This is a genomic window from Synechococcus sp. PCC 7336, assembly GCF_000332275.1.
Classification (GTDB): domain Bacteria; phylum Cyanobacteriota; class Cyanobacteriia; order Thermostichales; family PCC-7336; genus PCC-7336.
The window spans coordinates 2,544,162-2,562,813 of record NZ_CM001776.1; the positions used below are offsets into that span (position 1 = coordinate 2,544,162).

Below are 18,652 nucleotides of genomic sequence, written 5' to 3' on the forward strand. Positions count from 1 at the left end.
CAATAATAATTTTGCTAATTCATGGAGACTCTGACGTGCCGTTACCGTTATTAAGTTACCAGTCGTCCACGCAAAATGCTCGGGTACTCGGTTATGACGTACCGGGGGACGATCGGCCCAAGGTTTATTCTACTGAGAATCTCCTGTCTGCTGGAGATGTCGGCGAGCTCATCGAAGCAGCTTATCGTCAAATATTTTTCCACGCCTTCAAATGCGATCGCGAGCCCTGCCTCGAGTCGCAACTGCGCAGCGGTCAAATCACGGTGAGGGAGTTCGTACGCGGTTTACTGCTATCCAACACCTATAGAAAGAGCTTTTACGACCTCAACAGCAACTATCGCTTTGTGGAGCAGACGGTTCAGCGGGTGCTGGGTCGAGACGTATACGGCGAAACAGAGAGGATCGCTTGGTCGATTGTTGTGGCCACCAAAGGTATCGTCGGTTTTGTCGATGCCTTGCTGAGCAGTGAGGAGTACTTGGAGAACTTTGGCGACGATGTTCTCCCCTACCAGCGCCGTCGCGTGTTACCCGGTCGGGCTAAAGGGGAACTGCCGTTCAACATTAAGTCTCCTCGCTATAACGAGTACCATCGAGACTTCCTCGGCTTCCCGCAGTTTATTATGACTTACGCTTCCAGACCGAAGCGTGCGTTCCGTGGAGAAACCTTAACCCGTGCTGGCGATCCAGCTTCTTATCTGGATATGGCCAAAAAGATTGGGCTTCCTACCAATTCCTTGCGGGGAGTTTCAGCTTCCGACTTTGGCGATTACATGAGAAAGGTTCCTTCTCGCAAATAGTTCAGAACGTCTAGTCAATTCCCTTGCCTTGGCAAACTGTTTCTAAATCTAAAGGCCCTCCTTCGACTGGTCGAAGGAGGGCCTCATCAAGGATTCCAATCGCAAGAAAAAGCTTCTGACAGCCTGTCAGAAGCCTCTACGGCGCAAATGATGGTGGCTATTTAATGATTTCGTCGGCCATCTTGCGAAACATGTCCATGTTGCTATCTTTTTGTCGGCGAGCCGATACATCTTTTGACATAGAGGCAGAAACGCGGGGAGGCAATTTGCCTTTTTGAGTCGCTTCAGATGCTGCTGCCGCTGGGGATAGCGGTCTAGGAATAGAGCCTGAAACCCCAGAAGCGGCAGAATCCTTCTTGCCCTCTACGGAAATAGATTTTTTTGTAGCTGTCACCTCAGCCACAAATTCGAGGGGTCGATCGGGGTCAGCAGCATTGGGGAAGGTGTGCCTCACAGATTTTGGCGTACGCATGTAGTCTAGGTTGCCAAAGGTTTTAGACTCATCTGGACTCAAGAAAAACCCTGCTTTGGACTCTGCTTTAGGTTGAGGCTTACTGTCTTCAGCAGCATTTGACTTTGCTTTTCCCCTGCTGACAAGGCGTTCGAAGAAATTCAATTTAGTTAATCTCCATGCAACAACGAGACCGGCATCAAAGTGTGTCTAATCGAACTGCTGGCCAACCACAACATCTGAAGGCAATGTACTCCCGACATTGACTGCGGGGCGGTACAGAGCAAGCCGATCTGCCAAGCAAATGGACTTGGATTCGCGTTCTATAGTGAAGTTTTTAACTCCACTGTTCGATGATTGTAGTGCGGCAGTTAGCTCGGCCCCTGGACAAATGATACGTTAGTTTGCGGGTTTCGGCGATGCGGAATTTGCTCTGCAACTGAGCGAGACCTGTTGTGAATTTTTTTTAGGTTTAAACCTTACACAGTACAAAAAACGACAGCATTGCCTTCCACGACAATGCTTCAATTGGGTGGTTGATATCCCCAAATGGTTGGACGCAATCTCCTTACTGCAAAATCAGTACCCGTTTGGAAGCCCGCGTCAGGGCCACGTAACAGAGCTTGTTGCGCTCCAAGGCGCTGCGGTTGATCGCAAAATTACGAACGTCCACATAGACCGCTTCAAAACTACTCCCCTGCGCCTTATGAACGGTGAGTGCATAGGCATAGCGCAGATCGTGAAATTGGTTCTTCAGTGCCCAAAACTCCCCCCACTGTAAAGACTCGGCCAGTTGCTTCAATCTGCGCTCGAGTTCTGCTCGGCCCGCTTCGTGCAACACCTGTAACTGACGCCAGCGGCCTTCTTCATCCTCCACACCCAGAGCCCAGACCTGCCAGCGATCCACTCGACCCAGCCGCACTTCTAACACCGTGCATTCCGCCGAAGAGGTTAGCAGGATGGTCTCGTCTTTTAAGCAGGGGTTGTGGGCTATGAGACGTTCCCCCACCACAAACCGATCTGCACCCACCCCATAAGTAGCCTGTCGGATCGTACGATTGAGCTGTTCGACTCGCCGATTGGTGTAGGCCAAAGCCCTGACGCGATCGAAATCTGCCGATCCCTCAGACTCGACAAACACGTCTATCAACGAGCGGTGCCATGCTTCTGCATCCAATACCTCGACCCCTTCCGAAGCTTGGGCATTCAATTGGGTCTGAAATCTTGGCAGCGCAGGGCGATCGATCGTCTGGCGCAGGCGTTCGGCCACCAAACCAATGGCGTTGCCGTAGCGAACCACTTCAGTCAGGTGAGAAGCTCGCGCAATTTCTTTAAAGCAAGGGGATTCTGCTTCGTTGACGGGGGGCAATTGAGCGGGATCGCCCACAAACAGCAGCTTGACTTCTCGAAACAAGCCAGAAACCGCTTTGAGTAGCAAACCCCACATTTCTTCGCCGATGGTCGAACTCTCGTCAATCACCACCAAGGCAAACTTATCGATTTGGTTCTCGAAGCCGCGCTCGGGTTTGAATTCCTGCTGCCCCGTTTGGGGATTGATGACAGGCCGGATGCCCAAGAGCTGACAGCAGGTCAGACATTCAACTGCTAGCCCCCATCGCACAGCCATTGACTCCAATACTTTTTTGGCTTTGTTGGTAAATGCAGTTAAGGCGATCGCTCTGTCGTCCCCTTGACTGCGCAAGCGCTGGATTAGGGCTTGGAGGAGGGTTGATTTTCCCGTACCGGCATAGCCGGTTAGCAGGTAGAGTCGCTCGTCACTGTGCAGAAACTCCTCTAACTCCTGCAGTGCTTGCCATTGCTGCTGAGTCAAGGTAATCCCGGGCAAGATAGCTGGAATGTTTGTATCTAACTCGGCGGTGTCGACATCCGTGCGATCGCCTTGCGCTTCGGCTTCCGTCTCTGTCAGGCTGGCTGCCACAACGGCTGCGAGGTGCTTGCAATTGTGTTTGAGGCGAAACTGAGGACAGGTGCAGTTCCCCTGTCCGGCAGCGAAGGTCACGCTGTAAGCAGTGCCTTGACGCTCGTTAACCACTCTCCACATCCCTTCGGATTCGAGCTGAATGGCGAGGCGATCGGGCAAAGAGTTCGGAACGCTTACGCCTGCCTCCGTCAAGGGTTGGCGATATTTTTGCAAAATCTCGAAGGCTTGTGTTTCCTCTGCAGCAGATAGGGGCTGGCCGCCTTTAACGAGTCGGTCGGCAAAGATGCGGCTGAGTTTGCGATCCTCGCGGGCGATCGCGCGCGAAGACAAGCTCGATCGCCCGCAATAGGCGAAATAGAGCAGCGTTGTTTGAAAGGCCATCCGATCTGCATGCATCGCTCTCCGACTCCGATTCCCCTTCAGCCAGTGCCTAGGAACGATCGGTCCGCTAGGGGCAATGGATTCAGCGTACGCTATAGCGCAATTGGCGGAGTTTCTGGAGGATGCGATCGCGATGGTCCCCCTGAATTTCAATTGTCATCTCCTTGACAGTTCCGCCAGCGCCACAGAGCGATTTCAACTGTTTCAGCAGGGTTGCCAGTGTTTCGGGCTTGCTTTGAAATCCCGAAATCAGCGTGACGGTTTTTCCCTTGCGCCCTTTTCGGGAGGTCTGGATGCGGAGTTGTTGCTGTTCGGGCGGCAGCTCTGGGCTGGGACGGTCTAGCGGCGGGTAAGCGAGGTCGCTGCCAAATTCCGAGTAAACGATCCGCTTGCCGCTGGGGTCAGTGGGCTGCGATGCTCGGCGTTTTGAACTGCTCATGGGATGCCTCAAAGGGGTGTGGTTGGGGTTGGATGTCAGAAAGGCAGATCGTCAATGTTCCATTCGGCGGGAGCCTCGGCAGCTCGGGGGGTTGTTCGTTGGGGCACGATCTCTAATTGGCGAGGGCTGCGCCCTTGGCCTCGGCGGCGCTCGGAGGTGCGTTCCTCCACCGTTCCTTCGGCAACGACCTCGTACAGTATTGCGGATTTGCCAGGGGTTTTTGCTTTGCGCAAAATTCGCCCCAGGCGCTGGATGTACTCGCGCGCGGAACCCGTTCCAGATAGGAGCACTGCCACTTTCACCTCCGGCACGTCTACCCCTTCGTTGAGGACGTGGGAGACCACTAGGGTGCGGTAGGTACCGTTGCGAAAGGCTTCTAGGATGGCGTGGCGCTCTTTGACGGGGGTTTGGTGGGTGATGGCGGGGATGAGAAAGTCGCAGGAAATGCGATAGACGGTGGCGTTGTCGTTGGTAAAGATCAAGACTCGTTCGTCGGCATGTCGCTCCACTAGCTCCGCTAGAGTCTGCAATTTGCCTGCGGTGCCCAGGGCGATTTGTTTGGCTTCGCGATGGGCCAGCATGGCGCGGCGTCCGGCGGGCGATCGCGCACTGGCCCGGACAAACTGCTGCCACCCTTCTAAATAGCCCAAGCGAATATTGGCTTGTTGCAAGAACTCGTTGCGGCTGTTTATCAGCGTTTGATAGCGATCGCGTTCTGCGACAGACAGTTGCACTTTAATCTGCACCACTTCGTAATCGGCCAGGGTGCTCCCGGCCAGATCGTCGGCAGACTTGCGATACACCTGCGGACCGATGAGGTCGTCGAGATCGGCATGGCGACCGTCGGCGCGTTCGGGGGTGGCGCTCAATCCCAGGCGGTAGGGGGCGATCGCATATTCGGCAATGGCCCGATTGAAGTCGCTGGGCAGGTGATGGCATTCGTCAAATACGATCAGGCCGTAAGCACCTCCCAAAGTTTCGGCATGGATGGCGGCGCTATCGTAGGTGGCCACCAAAATCGGGCTGCGATCGCGAGAGCCCCCGCCCAACAGGCCAATTTCAATGGTGGGGAAGGCGGCCACCAATTGCTCGTACCACTGGTGCATCAAGTCGAGGGTGGGCACGACGACCAGAGTGTGTCGGGCGATCGCCTGCAAGGCCAAATGTGCCAAATAGGTTTTGCCAGATCCAGTGGGCAAAACAACAACTCCGCGCCCCCCCGCCTGTCGCCAAGCTGCGAGGGCTTCGCTTTGGTGTCGGTAGGGTTTTCGTTGCGGTTGCGCTTCTAGCGGGAGGGCCTCAAACCCTTTGGCGCGATCGGCAAACTCTGTCTCCTCCCGTCGCAAGCTTTCCACCAGCGATCGATACTGCAGTGCGGGAATGCGAAAGCGTTCGATCCGATCGTCCCAAGTGGCAAAGTCGATCCACCCTTTACCGCGCGGGGGGGGATGGAGAATGAGGGTGCCGCGATCGAAGGTGAGGGTGGGTTGGCGGGGCATAGCGGCTTAGGGCGAACTCCCGCTTATTGTATCGAGGGTTGGCCCCTCACCCCCGGCCCCTCTCCCTAGGGAGAGGGGAGGAACAGCCTCTATTAACTTGCGGTTTGGGAGAGGGGGCTTGGGGATGGGGGATGGGGGATGGGGGCCAACTCGCGTTGGACGAGGTCCTAGTGGGACAGAATTTGAGAGAGGAATAGCTTGGTGCGCTCTTCTTGCGGATTGGTGAAAAATGCTTGGGGAATGTTTTCCTCGACGATTTGACCGCGATCGAAAAAGATAATCCGATCGGCTACCTCGCGGGCAAAGCCCATTTCGTGGGTGACGCACACCATCGTCATGCCCGATCCGGCTAATTCCCGCATCACGTCCAACACTTCCGCGATCATTTCGGGGTCGAGGGCGGAGGTGGGCTCGTCAAACAGCATTACCGTGGGGTTCATGGCCAGGGCGCGGGCGATCGCCACCCGCTGCTGTTGTCCCCCAGAGAGCTGTCCCGGAAATTTATCCGCCTGCTCGGCAATCCCCACCCGATCGAGTAACTCCAGGGCTTTCTCTTTCACCAGTCTCCGCTTTTGCTTTTTCACCCACACCGGCCCTAGGGTCACGTTTTGCAACACCGTCAGGTGGGGGAAGAGATTGAAAGACTGAAACACCATACCCACCTCGCGGCGGATGGCGTCGATATTGCGCAAATCGCTGCTGAGCTCGATGCCGTCCACCCGAATAGAGCCCTTTTGGTGTTCTTCGAGTCGATTGAGGGTGCGAATAAAGGTGGACTTGCCCGAGCCTGAGGGGCCGCACACCACCACCACTTCGCCCTTTTGAATCTGGGTGGTGATTCCTTTGAGAACGTGGAATTCCCCATACCACTTGTGAACGTCTTCGCATTCGATAATGGCGGATCTGGGCGCATTTGCGTTCTCTCGCTCAGTCGCAGCCTGGGGAACATTCATGGCAAATCCTAGTCAGTAATTCTAGTCAGTATTGTCAGGGTCTTGCAGGTGGCGATCGCTGCCACCCATGCGCAAATCCTAGCAAGATTGTCGGATCCAGCAAGAAAAATGAAGTATCTAGCATCACATTTCCTGCTTTCGGGGGATGTAAAGCTGACAGGTACTATACAGGAACCCACCACCGTACAGGAGAGAAACGATAACAATGCGGGTTAAAACAATTGCTACGTTTGCAGGGGCAATGGTGCTGTCTTTGGCAACTGCTTTCGGGACGAGTGCCGCGCAGGCTAGCGTGCTCGACGAGGTGCGCGCGCGGGGTTCGATCCGCTGTGGCGTGAACGGTCAACTGCCGGGGTTCAGTACGGTTGACTCCGAAGGCAACCATTTAGGGTTCGATGTCGATTTGTGCCGCGCTGTCTCTGCAGCGGTGTTTGGAACCCCCGATAACGTCGAGTATATTATCTTGACCTCAGCCAATCGCCAATCGGCTCTTCAGTCTGGCGAAATTGACATCCTCAGTCGCAACACCACCTACACCCTCACCCGCGACAGCGAATGGGGGGCCACCTACGGTCCGACCACCTACTACGACGGTCAAGGATTTATGGTGCCCAAGTCTTTAGGGGTGACCCAAATTGAAGAGTTGGATGGAGCTACCATTTGCGTCATTGCGGGCACCACCACCGAGTTGAATCTGGCCGATACCTTTCGCGCCCGAGGTTTAGACTTTACGCCCGTGGTGGTGGATACTGACGACGCCAGCTTTACCACCTACGATGAAGGCCGTTGCGATGCCAATACCACCGACCAAAGCTCGCTGATCTCCCGTCGCACGACTCTGAGAAACCCCGACGCTCATGTCATTTTGGGGGAGATTATTTCGAAGGAACCTCTGGGTCCGTTGGTGCCTCAGGGGGACGAGCAATGGTCCGACATTATGGACTGGTCGGTGAATGCACTGTTTTATGCGGAAGAAGTGGGCATTACTTCCGAGAATATCGATCGCTTTATTGCCACCAGTAACGATCCCAATATCCAGCGGTTTTTAGGGCTGGATGGAAATCTGGGTGAAGTGCTGGGTTTGGATGCTGACTTTGCAGTGAATATCATCAAGAGCGTGGGTAACTATGCCGAGATGTTCGATCGCCATCTCACCCCCTTAGGTGTTACCGATCGCGGTCTGAATGCGTCTTATGTGGATGGCGGGTTGCTCTATTCGCCTCCTTTCCGTTAGAGCGCGATCCTTGGCTGTTGCCGGTCGGGGCGATTGTCGAAGTTAAGGTGGGTCGGGTTTCAGCTCGGCCCACTGTTTTATATCCGATCCGCTGCTCGTACGCTAGCAGAATGCCGCTTCTATCTCTATCCCTATAGAGCCCAGACCCTTACCGCTTCCAAGTCACCTTGGGCAGGATTTGTCGCTTATCGACGCGATCGCGATACTTCACCGCATAGTTGAGCAGCGAATCTAACAGCGAATCGGACAAGAGGTGAGGTTGCAAGCCGAGGTCGAGCAGCTTGGTGTTTTTAGCATTGAAATAATGCTCTTCAGCCTCAACACGGGGGTTCTCGATGTTCTGGATCTCCACATCCAGACCCAACGCCGTACCGGCTTTCTTCACCATCAGCGCCAAGTCGCCCACCGAGAACATTTCCGTGAACTGGTTGAGCACCCGGAACTGACCGGCATCGGCGGGTTTGGCGATCGCCAACTCCACACAGCGCACTGTGTCGCGAATATCCAAGAACGCACGCGTTTGACCGCCCTTGCCGTAAACCGTGAGGGGGTGACCCACCGCCGCCTGGATGCAGAAACGATTCAGGGCAGTACCGAACACGCCATCGTAGTCGAGTCGGTTGACCAACCGCTCGTCCGCACCGGTTTCCTCCGTCAGAACGCCGTAGACCACCCCCTGATTGAGATCGGTGGCGCGCAGGCCCCAAATTTTGCAGGCAAAGTGAATGTTGTGGCTGTCGTGGACCTTACTCAGGTGGTACATGCTGCCCGGTTGCTTGGGATAGGGCAACACATCCGAGCGACCGTTGTGCTCGATTTTGATGTATCCCTCTTCAATATCGATATTGGGGGTGCCGTATTCCCCCATCGTGCCCAGCTTGACTAGGTGGCAGTCGGGGAAATCTTCTTTAATGGCATACAGCAGATTGAGGGTGCCGACCACATTATTCGTCTGGGTCATCACTGCATGCTCGCGATCGATCATCGAGAAGGGGGCCGATCGCTGCTCGCCAAAGTGGACCACTGCTGCCGGTTCGAAGGCATGCATCGCTTTCGACAGGAAGCCGTAATCTGTAATATCGCCGACAAAAAGCTCGATATCGTTGCCACTGATTCCTTTCCAGCAATCGAGTCGTCGTTCCAATTGCTGAATGGGAGGCAAGGTGTTGGATCCCAACTGCAAATCCCAAAAACGGCGCACGTAGTTGTCAATGATGCCAACTTCATAGCCGCGATTTGACAGGTGGAGGGCGGTAGCCCAACCGCAATATCCGTCACCGCCAATAACTAGGACTTTCATCAAGCTTCCGATAAGTGTCGCCCTTGAATCTACCAGGATGTCGTCCCCAATATCAAATGCCGATCGCGTCCGGCTGAGAGCGAGCGAGTTCGAGGGTTTAACGCGATCGCTGCGTTGAGACATTTCGCGTCCGCGATTGCCTCAATTGGGTGTCCTTATGTCTGGCGACAACACCTACACTGAGGAGAAGCGCGATCGCATTCGGGTCTTGCAGAAACATCGCACGGGGAGAGCAGAAGATGCAGGGCAAGCACGTACTGGTGACTGGCGGAACGGGGGGATTGGGACTGGGGGTGACTCCCGAAGTGCTCAGGCGCGGAGCTTACGTGACGCTGCCCTACCGCTCGCGAGCCAACGCAGAACGACTCAAGAGTCTCGTATCCCCCAGCGAGCTCGTGCGCCTGCAATGGGTAGAGGCAGACTTACTCGACGAGGGCCGCGTGGCCGAACTCGTGCAGGGGATGGAGCGAGTGGATGGGTTGATTCACTTGATGGGCGGGTTTTCGATGGGGCCAACCCCCAGCTATTCACTAGAACAGTGGCGTCAGGATTTGGATCTGAATCTGACCGCAACGTTTTTGGTTTGCAAACATGTTTTGGCTCGCATGTTGGAGCAAAACTACGGGCGTATTGTCACGATCGCCTCCCGAGGAGCCGTGCAGCCTGCCGGTCAGCTCGCGGCCTATGCTGCCTCGAAAGCAGGGGTGGTGGCGTTCACAAAGGCGATCGCCGCTGAAACCAAAGGCACCAATGTCACGGCCAATGTCGTTCTGCCCAGTGTGATTGACACACCTGCCAACCGCAAGGCGATGGGGACGGAGAATGCTGGCGAGTGGGTCAAACCCGAATCCCTCGCCCACACAATCTGCGAGCTCGCGTCGGAAGCTGCGGGGGATATTCGGGGTGCTGCCTTGCCGATCTACGGCAACCTATAGGCCCTCAGTCCGTCAGTCGATTGCGTTATCGATCCTCACACAGCTTTAATTGGCTTAGGCTATGACAGAGGAAAGACTAAAAAGCAGAGGCGGAGAAAAAACGACATACCGATGAGGTATCGCGGTGGACGAGCAAAGATTACTAGAGCGCATCTCGGTCAATCCCGAGATCTTTGGCGGTAAGCCGATTGTGCGAGGGCGGCGGCTTGCTGTAGAACATGTTTTAGGAATGCTGGCAGCAGGCGATACACCTGAAACCTTACTAGAGAACTATCCCTGGCTCGAGCCTGAGGATATTCAAGCCTGCTTGGCTTACGCCCGTCGCTTAGTGGGTCACGAACGTGTAGAACCACTACTGGTCAGCCAATAGAGTGAAAGTGCTTCTCGATAGTTGCATCGGTAAAAGTGTTCGAAAAACACTTGCAACTGCTGGATATGACGTTATTTGGTCAGGCGACTGGGATGAAGATCCAGGGGATGAGGAGATCTTAGCCCAGGCATTTGAGGAGAGTCGCATTTTAGTCACGCTAGACAAGGATTTTGGAGAGTTGGCGATCGTCAAAGGCTCTCCTCACAAAGGCATACTGCGTCTGGTCGACCTCAACTCCGAACAGCAAAGCCAAGTCGGTCTTACAGTTCTTAGTCTGTACGGAGATGAACTATCTACAGGTGCCATTATCACTGCTAACTCGACGAGAGTAAGAATTAGGCCACCTGACTGATACGGACGTTTGCTAATGCTTCGACTTTTTCTGAATAATTTGATGTTATAGCAGGAAGTCGGCAAGACCGCAGCCTAGCGCTTGTTGAGGCGCACAGCATACCATTCGACCATTTGACCGGGGGCAATGGGCAGTTCGCAGGTGGTTTGAATCAGCCGCTGTGCTCGTTTGGCGGGCGTGTCGTATTGCTGAATGTCGGCATCCGCTGCGTCGGGATATTCCTGCAGTAGCCGTTCCAAAAACACCTCCAGTTCGGCAGCAGAGACGAATTCCTCCGGGCACCCCGGCATCAGCAAAACGTAGTGGTTTTCTTCAAATAGTTGTTCGGGCACGGTCGGTCAACCCTCTTATGCGATCGCATCTCTCTTGACTCAATCTAGCCGTTTCTCCCAGCACTATTGGCGCTAGCCTTGACCTCCATGTCGGCAGCCCCCAACTGCTCGGCTGGTTGGCTAAACCAACGGAAATATAGCGAGTTCATCCCCTCCTTCAGAGGAAACAGCAGATAGGTGAGGGGATTAATTGTCACGATAATATTGCGGACATCCCGTTTGGCTAGGGCGACAATTTGGCGGGCAATGCGATCGCCAGACATCACCCCAATCGGATTGAGATTGCTCTTAAATGGTCCCAACACTAGCTTGCGAATTGCGCAGGGGGCATCCAGTCGCCGCAGCGTGACCAAATCCCCCAAGGTACGTTTGGACAATTCGTAAAGGGGGCTGACTGCCGGTAGCACCTCAGCTTCTGAAGTATTGACCCATACTTCTTTGCTGGCAATATCCTCGTTGGTGCGAACGGTCTCCAGAAATAAGTTCAACAGCCGCAGACTGGAAAAGGCATTGACTTCGTAAGCTCGAGCGATCGCTTCGGGGGTCCGATCGCCATGCCCGTTCGTGCCGTGGTTGAGCACCAGAATATCGATTTTGTGCAGGTGCTCCGCCAACTCCCATTCGCGACCCACGCTCCAGGTCAAAGTTTTGAGCTCGACCCTTTCTCCATCCAGCTCGATTGCGATGGCTTGCGGCTTCGAGGTGAGGGCAACGGGCTTGGCTCCAGCTTTATGCAAGTGCAGGAGCAGCGATCGCCCCAACGTGCCCGAAGCCCCCGTCACTGCAACTGTTTTGCCCTTCAACGACAATGCCGTACCCATGAGCTTGTCAACCAGCGAAAATGTACTGCAATAGTAGGCGCGATCGTCATCGAAGTGATGTCGCCAATGATAGGGACGATTCACGATCCAGGCAGAGGGCGGCGCCAGAAACGGACCGGGCATATGGGTGATGTCAGTCAGTTGCCGCGCCCACTCGCTGCCGCTGCCGCGAGCCATGCAGCTAACCAGAAACCCGAGCACGTAAACAATACCCAACCCAGTCGCGCTGTAATGGGCGGCATCCAGCCACCAGGCTAGACCGCTAAAGGCGATCGCCATTGCCAACATCACCAAGCATTCGGGAAAATCATTATGCCATTGGGCCTGTTGATAAATCTCTGCATTGGCAAAGGTGAGATCGCGACGAAAGACGCGGTGATGCCAAACGTGGTGGCGATACAGCCAGGGCCATTGATGGGAGAGGGCATGGTAGAGATCGCGCACGATCTCGGCCCATAAAATCGAACCCGCACCCCAGCCGCAAATCGCCAGCCAATCTAGTTCCATACACTGCACACCTAAGCCAAAGTCGATGCCTGCCGAAAGGCTACATCTTTGCAATATTCTGACGCATTCGGTTGCAATAGTGTGTGCGAATGTAAATAAAGATCGGGATTTTCCTGCTTTTGAGGGGTTTAATCTAAAGTTATTTGCCCAAACGACAGACCGTCAAACATCCTGTAGTAGGAGTGGATTAAGGCTTCATCGAACTTCTATTCACCTCCTGCACGCAGGCAAGCGATCGCCATGGCCCGACTGCAGTAGAGGGCCACGATCTCCTCACAATCTATAGCAGTTACAGACCATAGCAGTTACAGAGGTCAGCTCGAGTTGACCGCAGTGGTGTTTGCAGGTGGTGGGATCGGCAAATTGGGAGAGGGAATTGTGAAAATCAAACGGCGCAAAGCGATCGAGTGGGGTTTGCTCGGTGGAACGTTGTGGTTGAGTGGAGCGCGATCGGTGGGGGCTAATGGCGATCTGTGCCAAGGGGATGTGAAATGTGTTGAGTGCGAGCCTAGAAAGTTGCCCCCTAGCAATACTCCCCACATCATCCCCTACAGCCCGCAGGTGAAGCAGTTCGAACGACCGTTGCCGATCTTGCAAGAGCTAAAGCCCTACGACAGCATCGAAGGCGATCCCAGAAAAGGAGATACTCCCACCGACTATTTCAAAATTGAAATGCGCAAGGTGTCGGTGCAAATTTTAGATGAAGCTTGGCCCGCGACAGAACTATGGAGCTATAACGGCACGGTACCGGGGCCTGTGATTCGCCAAACGGGTGGATTGCAGAAAGAAGATACCCTGCGACAATCGGTTGTGACGTTTCTGAACGACCTGGGCAACGATCGCGGGGGTGCTCCCATTTGTACCTCCGTACACCTGCACGGCATGGCTTCGCTACCGCAGTACGACGGCTATGCCGAAGATTTGATTAAACCGGGCTACTGCAAGCAATATATTTACCCGAACGATCGCGCTGCCACCATTTGGTATCACGACCACGCGATCGACAAAACCTCTCGCAATGTCGCGATGGGATTGGCGGGCTTTTACATTGTGGAGGACCAACTGGAGCGCGATTTGAATTTGCCGAAAGGCAAATACGACGTGCCCTTAATGCTGCAAGAGGTGAGCTTGGATCGAAACGGACAAGTTGACTTCGACGATCGCCGCAAGCGGGGCTATTACGGCGATATTCAGTTGGTGAATGGAGCTCCTTGGCCGGTGATGCAGGTAGAGCGACGCAAATACCGCTTTCGCATTCTGAATGCCACAGCCTCCCGCCTCTACCAGCTTTTTATCAGCCAGACACTGGAGGGTTGGAGCAATGATGTCATGTATGTCATTGCCAGCGATGGCGGCTTGTTAGAGACTCCCGTGCCGATTGCAGGGCCGACTGGACCGGCCAACACCCTGCGTTTGGGCATGGCAGAGCGGTATGAGGTGGTGATTGATTTTGCCAAATTCGCTGAAGGTACTCAAATTTATCTGCGCAATGAGCCTTGGTCGGTTTCCCGAGATCCCAGCAATCGCAGCCACGCCCTGATGCGGTTTGATGTGGTCGGTCCCCCCGTTCGGGATGATTCCCAGTTGCCGGATGAGTTGCGACCCATCAACCGGTTCGATCGCGATCCAACCATCCGCCTCGACCAACTGCCCATCAAGCGATGGAAATTTAGCTTAACCGGCTCGGAATGGACCATTAATCACAAAAAGTGGGACCGCAATCGGATTGACGCGCGAGTCAAGGCAGGCGATTACGCCATTTGGGAATTAATTAACCCCGGCGGGGGTTGGAATCACCCGGTTCACATACACCTGACAGATATGCAAATTCTCGATCGCAACGGCAAACCTCCTTTGCCCTACGAGATGGGTTGGAAAGATGTTTTTAATGTTGAAGAGTTTGAAACAGTTCGACTGATAGCTCGATTTGGCGTACCGCGAGGTCTGGATGAGGATACAGAGGGAGAACTGGAAAAAGATGGCGAATTAATTCAGGGGATTTATATGATTCACTGTCACAATCTCGTTCACGAAGACCACGCGATGATGACTCAATTTGAAGTTTATGAAGAAGGGGTAAAACCCTGTCCCCCTTGTGGTTCTCCGGCAGTTCCGATTGCAGAATGTCCGCTCTAAAAGGCGATCGCTAGCGGGGAATTCGCGAGTCGATCGACCTAAAGCCTGCCAGTTGGCAGGCTTTGAATTGTGTAGACATCGAGAGAACCGCTGGCGTCGAGAGCTAAACCCCTGGCTGCCTGCAAAGACCGGCAGACTGCAAGCGATGTTCGTCAAGTTGTACGCGCTTGTTTTCGCCACCACTCAGGACTAAGACGCGATCGCCTTCTCGAAACACATCGACAGAGGCGATCGGGTTGTTGGCATCCTGACGAATCTGAACGGGAGTGAAGAAACTGGCATTACCGCTATCGTCGTAGTTCAGGGGCCAGAGTAAAACCTGCCCGTCAAGACCGCCACTGGCGAGGTAACAGCCATCGGCAGTCAGAGCCACCGATTGAACTGGTTGGCCGCCGTGGGCTGCGGCTTGGCTGCTGGTGGGCTGGCAGTTGGCTTGGCTGAAGCATTGGGATAGAGACCAAAGGGTGAGGTTGCCTTGGTTGTCCCCCACGGCCAGAACCTCAGGGCGTTCGATGGCGATGGCGAGAGTAGAAATGAAGCTAACGTCGGGGGGGAGGGTGCCGAGGGGATAACTCAATCGCGTCAGGCTCTCGGTCGGCTTGGGCTCGTCCAGGTCGAGCAGATCGAGACGGTTCCGTTGACCGCCAATGGCCAGATAGCGATCGCCATTCCAGCTAAAGGGAGCAATGGTCTCGATCGCCGTGCAAATCGGCACTCCCGATCGAGTTTGGATGGGAATGGGCTGCAGTTGTCGATTGAGCAATTGAGCGTCGTTACTCCCGTCTAGCTGCAAATCCCACCGATAGATATTGCCACTGCCGTGAGCGCTCAACAGCACGGAACTGCGAGGCAGGAAGGCCAAATCGAAGACGCGATCGCTCAAGAGTCGCGTTGCCGGTGTGGCGGTGCTTGCAGCGACGGCCGGGGGAAGGCCGGAGTCCTCTGGTTTGAGCTTGCAAGCTGACAGGTCTTCTGCCCCATGAAACCTAGAGAGATGCTGGGCGAAGGACGGACGGGATAAACGCTGGGGTAAATTCCACAATTGGATATCGCCATTTTCGTAGCCAACGGCGGCCCAGGTATTGTCTTCGCGTCGATAGCGGATCGCATGGATGGCAGAAGTGCTAGTGGGGGAAACAGTACCTGCAGCTGGCGGAGGATTGACGATACCGAGAAACTGCAAGCGACGACCCCGCACTTGCCATTGGCGCACGGTCGTGTCGAGGGAGCCACTGAGAGCCCTGCCGCCCCCCCCATTAAACTGCACGGTGCTAACGGGAGCGGCATGGTGCTGCATTTGCGATCGCCAGCGCCAAAACCACAGGGGCAAGACCATCACGAGGGCCAGGAATAAGAGGGCTGCCAACACCTGCAGTACAAACGGGACGAGGGGCAATACCTCCAGGCTTAACGGCTGCTGTGGGGGTAGAAGGGGTACATCCGGGCGGGAAAGGGAGCCGGTGGCAGTGAGGGCATAGCGACGCCGCCATCCCCATCTGGGGCGGATTCTGCGCACCAGCAACGATAGTTCGGTCTCTTCTCCAGGAGGTAGCTCTCGTTGGGGAGGGGCAATTTCCAGTTGCGGGAGGAGCTCTTCTTCGGTCAGTGCTGCCCGTTCCCAAGCGCGATCGCGGCGCTCGGGGGAGTCGTAGGCGAGGGTGGCAGTGATGGTTTGATGCAGATTGCTGCGGTTGTGGAACTGGAGGGTATAGAGGGCGGTGTCGAGAACTCGGGCAGATTTTTCGCGGCGGTTGGGCAGTACCTGTTTGGGATTGGGACAGGTCAGGGCGATGTCCCCTTCAGGGGCGATCTCCAGATGTCCGGCAACGCTGGCAGGGGCAGGGGAGTGTTGGGTGACAATTTCGAACGGATAGTTTTGGCTGATGGCGTGGGGAGCAGGAGGGACTTGTACGGCGAAGGCTACTTTGGTACTGCCCCGTCCTTCGATCTGGATCGGGCATTCTGCCCCTTGAGGCAGCCAAGCAGCATCGAGCTGGCGACAGAGCAAGCTGTCCCGCAGGGGGAGGCGGTTCGGATTGTTGACCGTCACCTCGATCTGGGCAGTTCCCCCGGCAGGGACTGAGATGGGGGTCTCGGCGAGGGACAGTTGCAGGGGCTCGATCGCACTGCCCTCGATCTCCAAACGCACCACTGCGGGCGGCGGCTCTGTATCGATTTGAGGGGAGATAGCCCGCACGCTCAGATTCATCAAGCCGGCGTAATGGGGTTTGGGATTGGCAATAATCGCCACTTCAAACTCGGTGGAGTCCCAAGGGGGAATATTCACGCCCGTGTCGGGGGAGACGCGGTACCAACGGCGATCGGCAGGCACCTGAATGCCTGCCGCGATGACTTCTAGCCAAAATGACACCCGACGGGGGGCCAGATTGGTCACTTTGACCTGCAATTTGGCCGGATCGCCCCCTGGGGTGTAGGTCAACTGTGGGGGGGTGACAGCAATGCTGTAGTCAATCTTTGCAGTAGCCATGCGTCACTTTTCGCCCCCCTGAATGTCCTGCTGGGCGATCGCGCGCACGTGACGCGAGCGGGCTCGCAGGGAATTCAAGTACTGAAATAGCGCCGACCCCTCCTGTCGTTCGTTCAACTGTTTTTCCAGCTCGCCGATCTTTTGCTTGTATTTGACAATCCGATCGTCCACCGATGCTCCCATTTGCTGTAGCGTTTCTGCCAGCTCGCCGAGCTCGTCAGATCGTTTGGTCATGGCTCCAATACTTTCGGGCTTGTAGCGATCGTGTTCGATGTCGTCTGCTGCTCGACTCAATCTCTGTAGAGGTTTAGTAATCCAGATTCGACCGAATAAGGCACCGCCAATCACAAAGACGAGCACCAAGCCAACCACCGTCAAGCCAGTATTCCGCCGTCCCTCAATTAATCTATCCAGAAACTCCCGCTCGGGAATTACCTCAATCACAAACCAATCTTGAGGTTGCATCGCCAACTTGGAAAGAACCACAATCATCTGCCCTCCAGCAATGCCATTCGAATCGTCTGCACTATTCGATCCTGCAAACGAAAATTTGCAGATCGTCCCGAGGCAAGCCTCTGGATCGATACCAGCAAATCCGCCAGACTCGGCAAATTTTGTATTTAAGAACTGATAAGTATCGCGGATGAGTTGATGGTCGCTATATTGTAAGGATCTCGGAGGGATGCAGTTCGGATCGGGATTATCAGTCGAACAGGTTTCGAGGGATTCTTGCAGAGAACTGGCAATAAACTGCCCTGAATCGTTCGTGACAAAAAACGGGTTGAGAGAGCTGACTGGAGCCCCTGCAGCCAGACCGGCTAGTAAGTCATTCACGTTATCGGCGGGTAAGTCGATCGCCAAAATACCGCCAAAGATCGGGTTGTCACTCGGATTGTTCTGGCCGTCCTTCTCTGTACTGAGAATCGGAATTCTAGGAGTCACTCCAATTTCGTTACCGGCGAATACGTATACTTCTCCAATATCCTCTTGGCATAAGAGGAGGTCACTACAATTGGTAATTGCTTCTAGCCCTTCTACGTACCAAGGTCGCTGGGCCAGTGCGAAGTCGGTGGAGGCCGTAGAATTAATTGGAATCGAGGGGTTTCCAGACAGCGTCTCGATGTAGTTACCACTGTCATCCAGAGGATACGTGAGTAATTGGCCAGATGTCCACGAAGCCAAAATCTTCACGATGAATCCGCTATCCAGCTCTTCGATTTTGACAAAAATATCTCCAGAGAATGTCGGATCGTCCTGAATGTTCGCAATATTGGAATTACCCCGAACGCTCTGACTTAAGGCGGGATTGCTGGCAGCATTGCCAAAGAGCATGGAGCGAATAGATGGCGAGTTTTTCACCGATAGATATAAAAAATCTCGAATTCTTTGCACGTACTCCGCTTCCGAACAACTGGCTCGACCAGCACAAAAATCCGATGCCACTAACGGAACATCTCCACCGATCGCTGCCGCCTGACTAATCCGCAAAATTGTTTCCGAATCTTGCAGAAAAGATTCCATCACTTGAGCGTTGTTGCGGCTAATTCGCTCGATTAATGATGCTGAAATCTCTTGAATCGCTGTTGTACCGCCGCGATCGGTGAAAAACCAGGAGAACAGGCCGGTAAGGCTCACCAAGACAAAGACGACACTGGGGAGCAAAATCCGAATGGACGGCACGAGCGATCGCTGGGAATAGGAATCGGCCATAGTCT

General features: G+C 54.7%; 16 protein-coding genes. 6 read left to right on the forward strand and 10 right to left on the reverse strand.

The genetic code is table 11. The features are described from left to right. Positions 1 to 35 precede the first annotated feature (35 nt). Positions 36 to 797, forward strand: a complete 762-nt coding sequence (locus SYN7336_RS12180) for a phycobilisome rod-core linker polypeptide (RefSeq protein WP_017326224.1) — start codon at positions 36 to 38, stop codon at positions 795 to 797. A 157-nt stretch (positions 798 to 954) separates the two neighbouring features. Here the strand turns inward: SYN7336_RS12180 and SYN7336_RS25635 are convergent, their stop codons facing one another. The 5 genes from SYN7336_RS25635 to SYN7336_RS12205 form a co-directional block, all read right to left on the reverse strand. Beyond that, positions 955 to 1,413 (reverse strand): hypothetical protein, encoded by a 459-nt coding sequence (locus tag SYN7336_RS25635; protein ID WP_017326225.1) that lies wholly within the window; start codon positions 1,411 to 1,413, stop codon positions 955 to 957. Between the two features lie 403 nt (positions 1,414 to 1,816). Further along, entirely contained in the window at positions 1,817 to 3,571 is a 1,755-nt protein-coding gene (locus SYN7336_RS25640) for an ATP-dependent RecD-like DNA helicase (RefSeq protein WP_227498496.1), read from the reverse strand. Positions 3,572 to 3,653: 82 nt separating this feature from the next. Then, on the reverse strand, positions 3,654 to 4,010 hold the full coding sequence (locus SYN7336_RS12195) for a translation initiation factor (RefSeq protein ID WP_017326227.1): 357 nt from the start codon (positions 4,008 to 4,010) through the stop codon (positions 3,654 to 3,656). A gap of 35 nt (positions 4,011 to 4,045) precedes the next feature. Further along, a complete protein-coding gene (locus SYN7336_RS12200) occupies positions 4,046 to 5,509 on the reverse strand; it encodes a DEAD/DEAH box helicase (protein ID WP_017326228.1) in 1,464 nt (487 codons plus the stop codon). A 167-nt stretch (positions 5,510 to 5,676) separates the two neighbouring features. Next, the gene (locus tag SYN7336_RS12205) at positions 5,677 to 6,462 is read right to left on the reverse strand and encodes an amino acid ABC transporter ATP-binding protein (RefSeq protein WP_017326229.1); all 786 of its coding nucleotides are present in this window, start codon (positions 6,460 to 6,462) and stop codon (positions 5,677 to 5,679) included. Positions 6,463 to 6,667: 205 nt separating this feature from the next. Between SYN7336_RS12205 and SYN7336_RS12210 the strand changes: the two genes are divergently transcribed. After that, entirely contained in the window at positions 6,668 to 7,696 is a 1,029-nt protein-coding gene (locus tag SYN7336_RS12210; RefSeq protein WP_017326230.1) for an amino acid ABC transporter substrate-binding protein, read from the forward strand. Between the two features lie 148 nt (positions 7,697 to 7,844). Here the strand turns inward: SYN7336_RS12210 and SYN7336_RS12215 are convergent, their stop codons facing one another. Beyond that, positions 7,845 to 8,996 carry an NAD-dependent epimerase/dehydratase family protein gene (locus SYN7336_RS12215; RefSeq protein ID WP_026100942.1) on the reverse strand — a complete coding sequence of 384 codons (1,152 nt, stop codon included), beginning with the start codon at positions 8,994 to 8,996 and terminating at the stop codon, positions 7,845 to 7,847. Between the two features lie 239 nt (positions 8,997 to 9,235). On the opposite strand from SYN7336_RS12215, the gene fabG reads away from it, so the two are divergent. The 3 genes from fabG (at position 9,236) to SYN7336_RS25645 (ending at position 10,653) form a co-directional block, all read left to right on the forward strand. After that, positions 9,236 to 9,931, forward strand: a complete 696-nt coding sequence (fabG, locus tag SYN7336_RS12220; RefSeq protein ID WP_017326232.1) for a 3-oxoacyl-ACP reductase FabG — start codon at positions 9,236 to 9,238, stop codon at positions 9,929 to 9,931. A 124-nt stretch (positions 9,932 to 10,055) separates the two neighbouring features. After that, positions 10,056 to 10,301, forward strand: coding sequence for a DUF433 domain-containing protein (locus tag SYN7336_RS12225; RefSeq protein WP_017326233.1), 246 nt, complete (start codon positions 10,056 to 10,058; stop codon positions 10,299 to 10,301). 1 nt (position 10,302) lies between these two features. Continuing rightward, positions 10,303 to 10,653 carry a DUF5615 family PIN-like protein gene (locus SYN7336_RS25645; RefSeq protein WP_017326234.1) on the forward strand — a complete coding sequence of 117 codons (351 nt, stop codon included), beginning with the start codon at positions 10,303 to 10,305 and terminating at the stop codon, positions 10,651 to 10,653. Between the two features lie 74 nt (positions 10,654 to 10,727). Here SYN7336_RS25645 and SYN7336_RS12235 read toward each other — a convergent pair whose 3' ends face one another. Next, on the reverse strand, positions 10,728 to 10,985 hold the full coding sequence (locus SYN7336_RS12235; RefSeq protein WP_017326235.1) for a chlororespiratory reduction protein 7: 258 nt from the start codon (positions 10,983 to 10,985) through the stop codon (positions 10,728 to 10,730). Between the two features lie 44 nt (positions 10,986 to 11,029). Further along, positions 11,030 to 12,313 (reverse strand): bifunctional sterol desaturase/short chain dehydrogenase, encoded by a 1,284-nt coding sequence (locus tag SYN7336_RS12240; RefSeq protein ID WP_017326236.1) that lies wholly within the window; start codon positions 12,311 to 12,313, stop codon positions 11,030 to 11,032. Between the two features lie 333 nt (positions 12,314 to 12,646). Here SYN7336_RS12240 and SYN7336_RS12245 point away from each other — a divergent pair, with 333 nt between their 5' ends. Then, positions 12,647 to 14,449, forward strand: a complete 1,803-nt coding sequence (locus tag SYN7336_RS12245) for a multicopper oxidase family protein (RefSeq protein ID WP_017326237.1) — start codon at positions 12,647 to 12,649, stop codon at positions 14,447 to 14,449. Positions 14,450 to 14,552: 103 nt separating this feature from the next. Here the strand turns inward: SYN7336_RS12245 and SYN7336_RS12250 are convergent, their stop codons facing one another. Next, on the reverse strand, positions 14,553 to 16,937 hold the full coding sequence (locus SYN7336_RS12250; protein ID WP_017326238.1) for a hypothetical protein: 2,385 nt from the start codon (positions 16,935 to 16,937) through the stop codon (positions 14,553 to 14,555). Positions 16,938 to 16,940: 3 nt separating this feature from the next. Further along, a complete protein-coding gene (locus SYN7336_RS12255) occupies positions 16,941 to 18,647 on the reverse strand; it encodes a sensor histidine kinase (protein WP_017326239.1) in 1,707 nt (568 codons plus the stop codon). Positions 18,648 to 18,652: the final 5 nt, after the last annotated feature.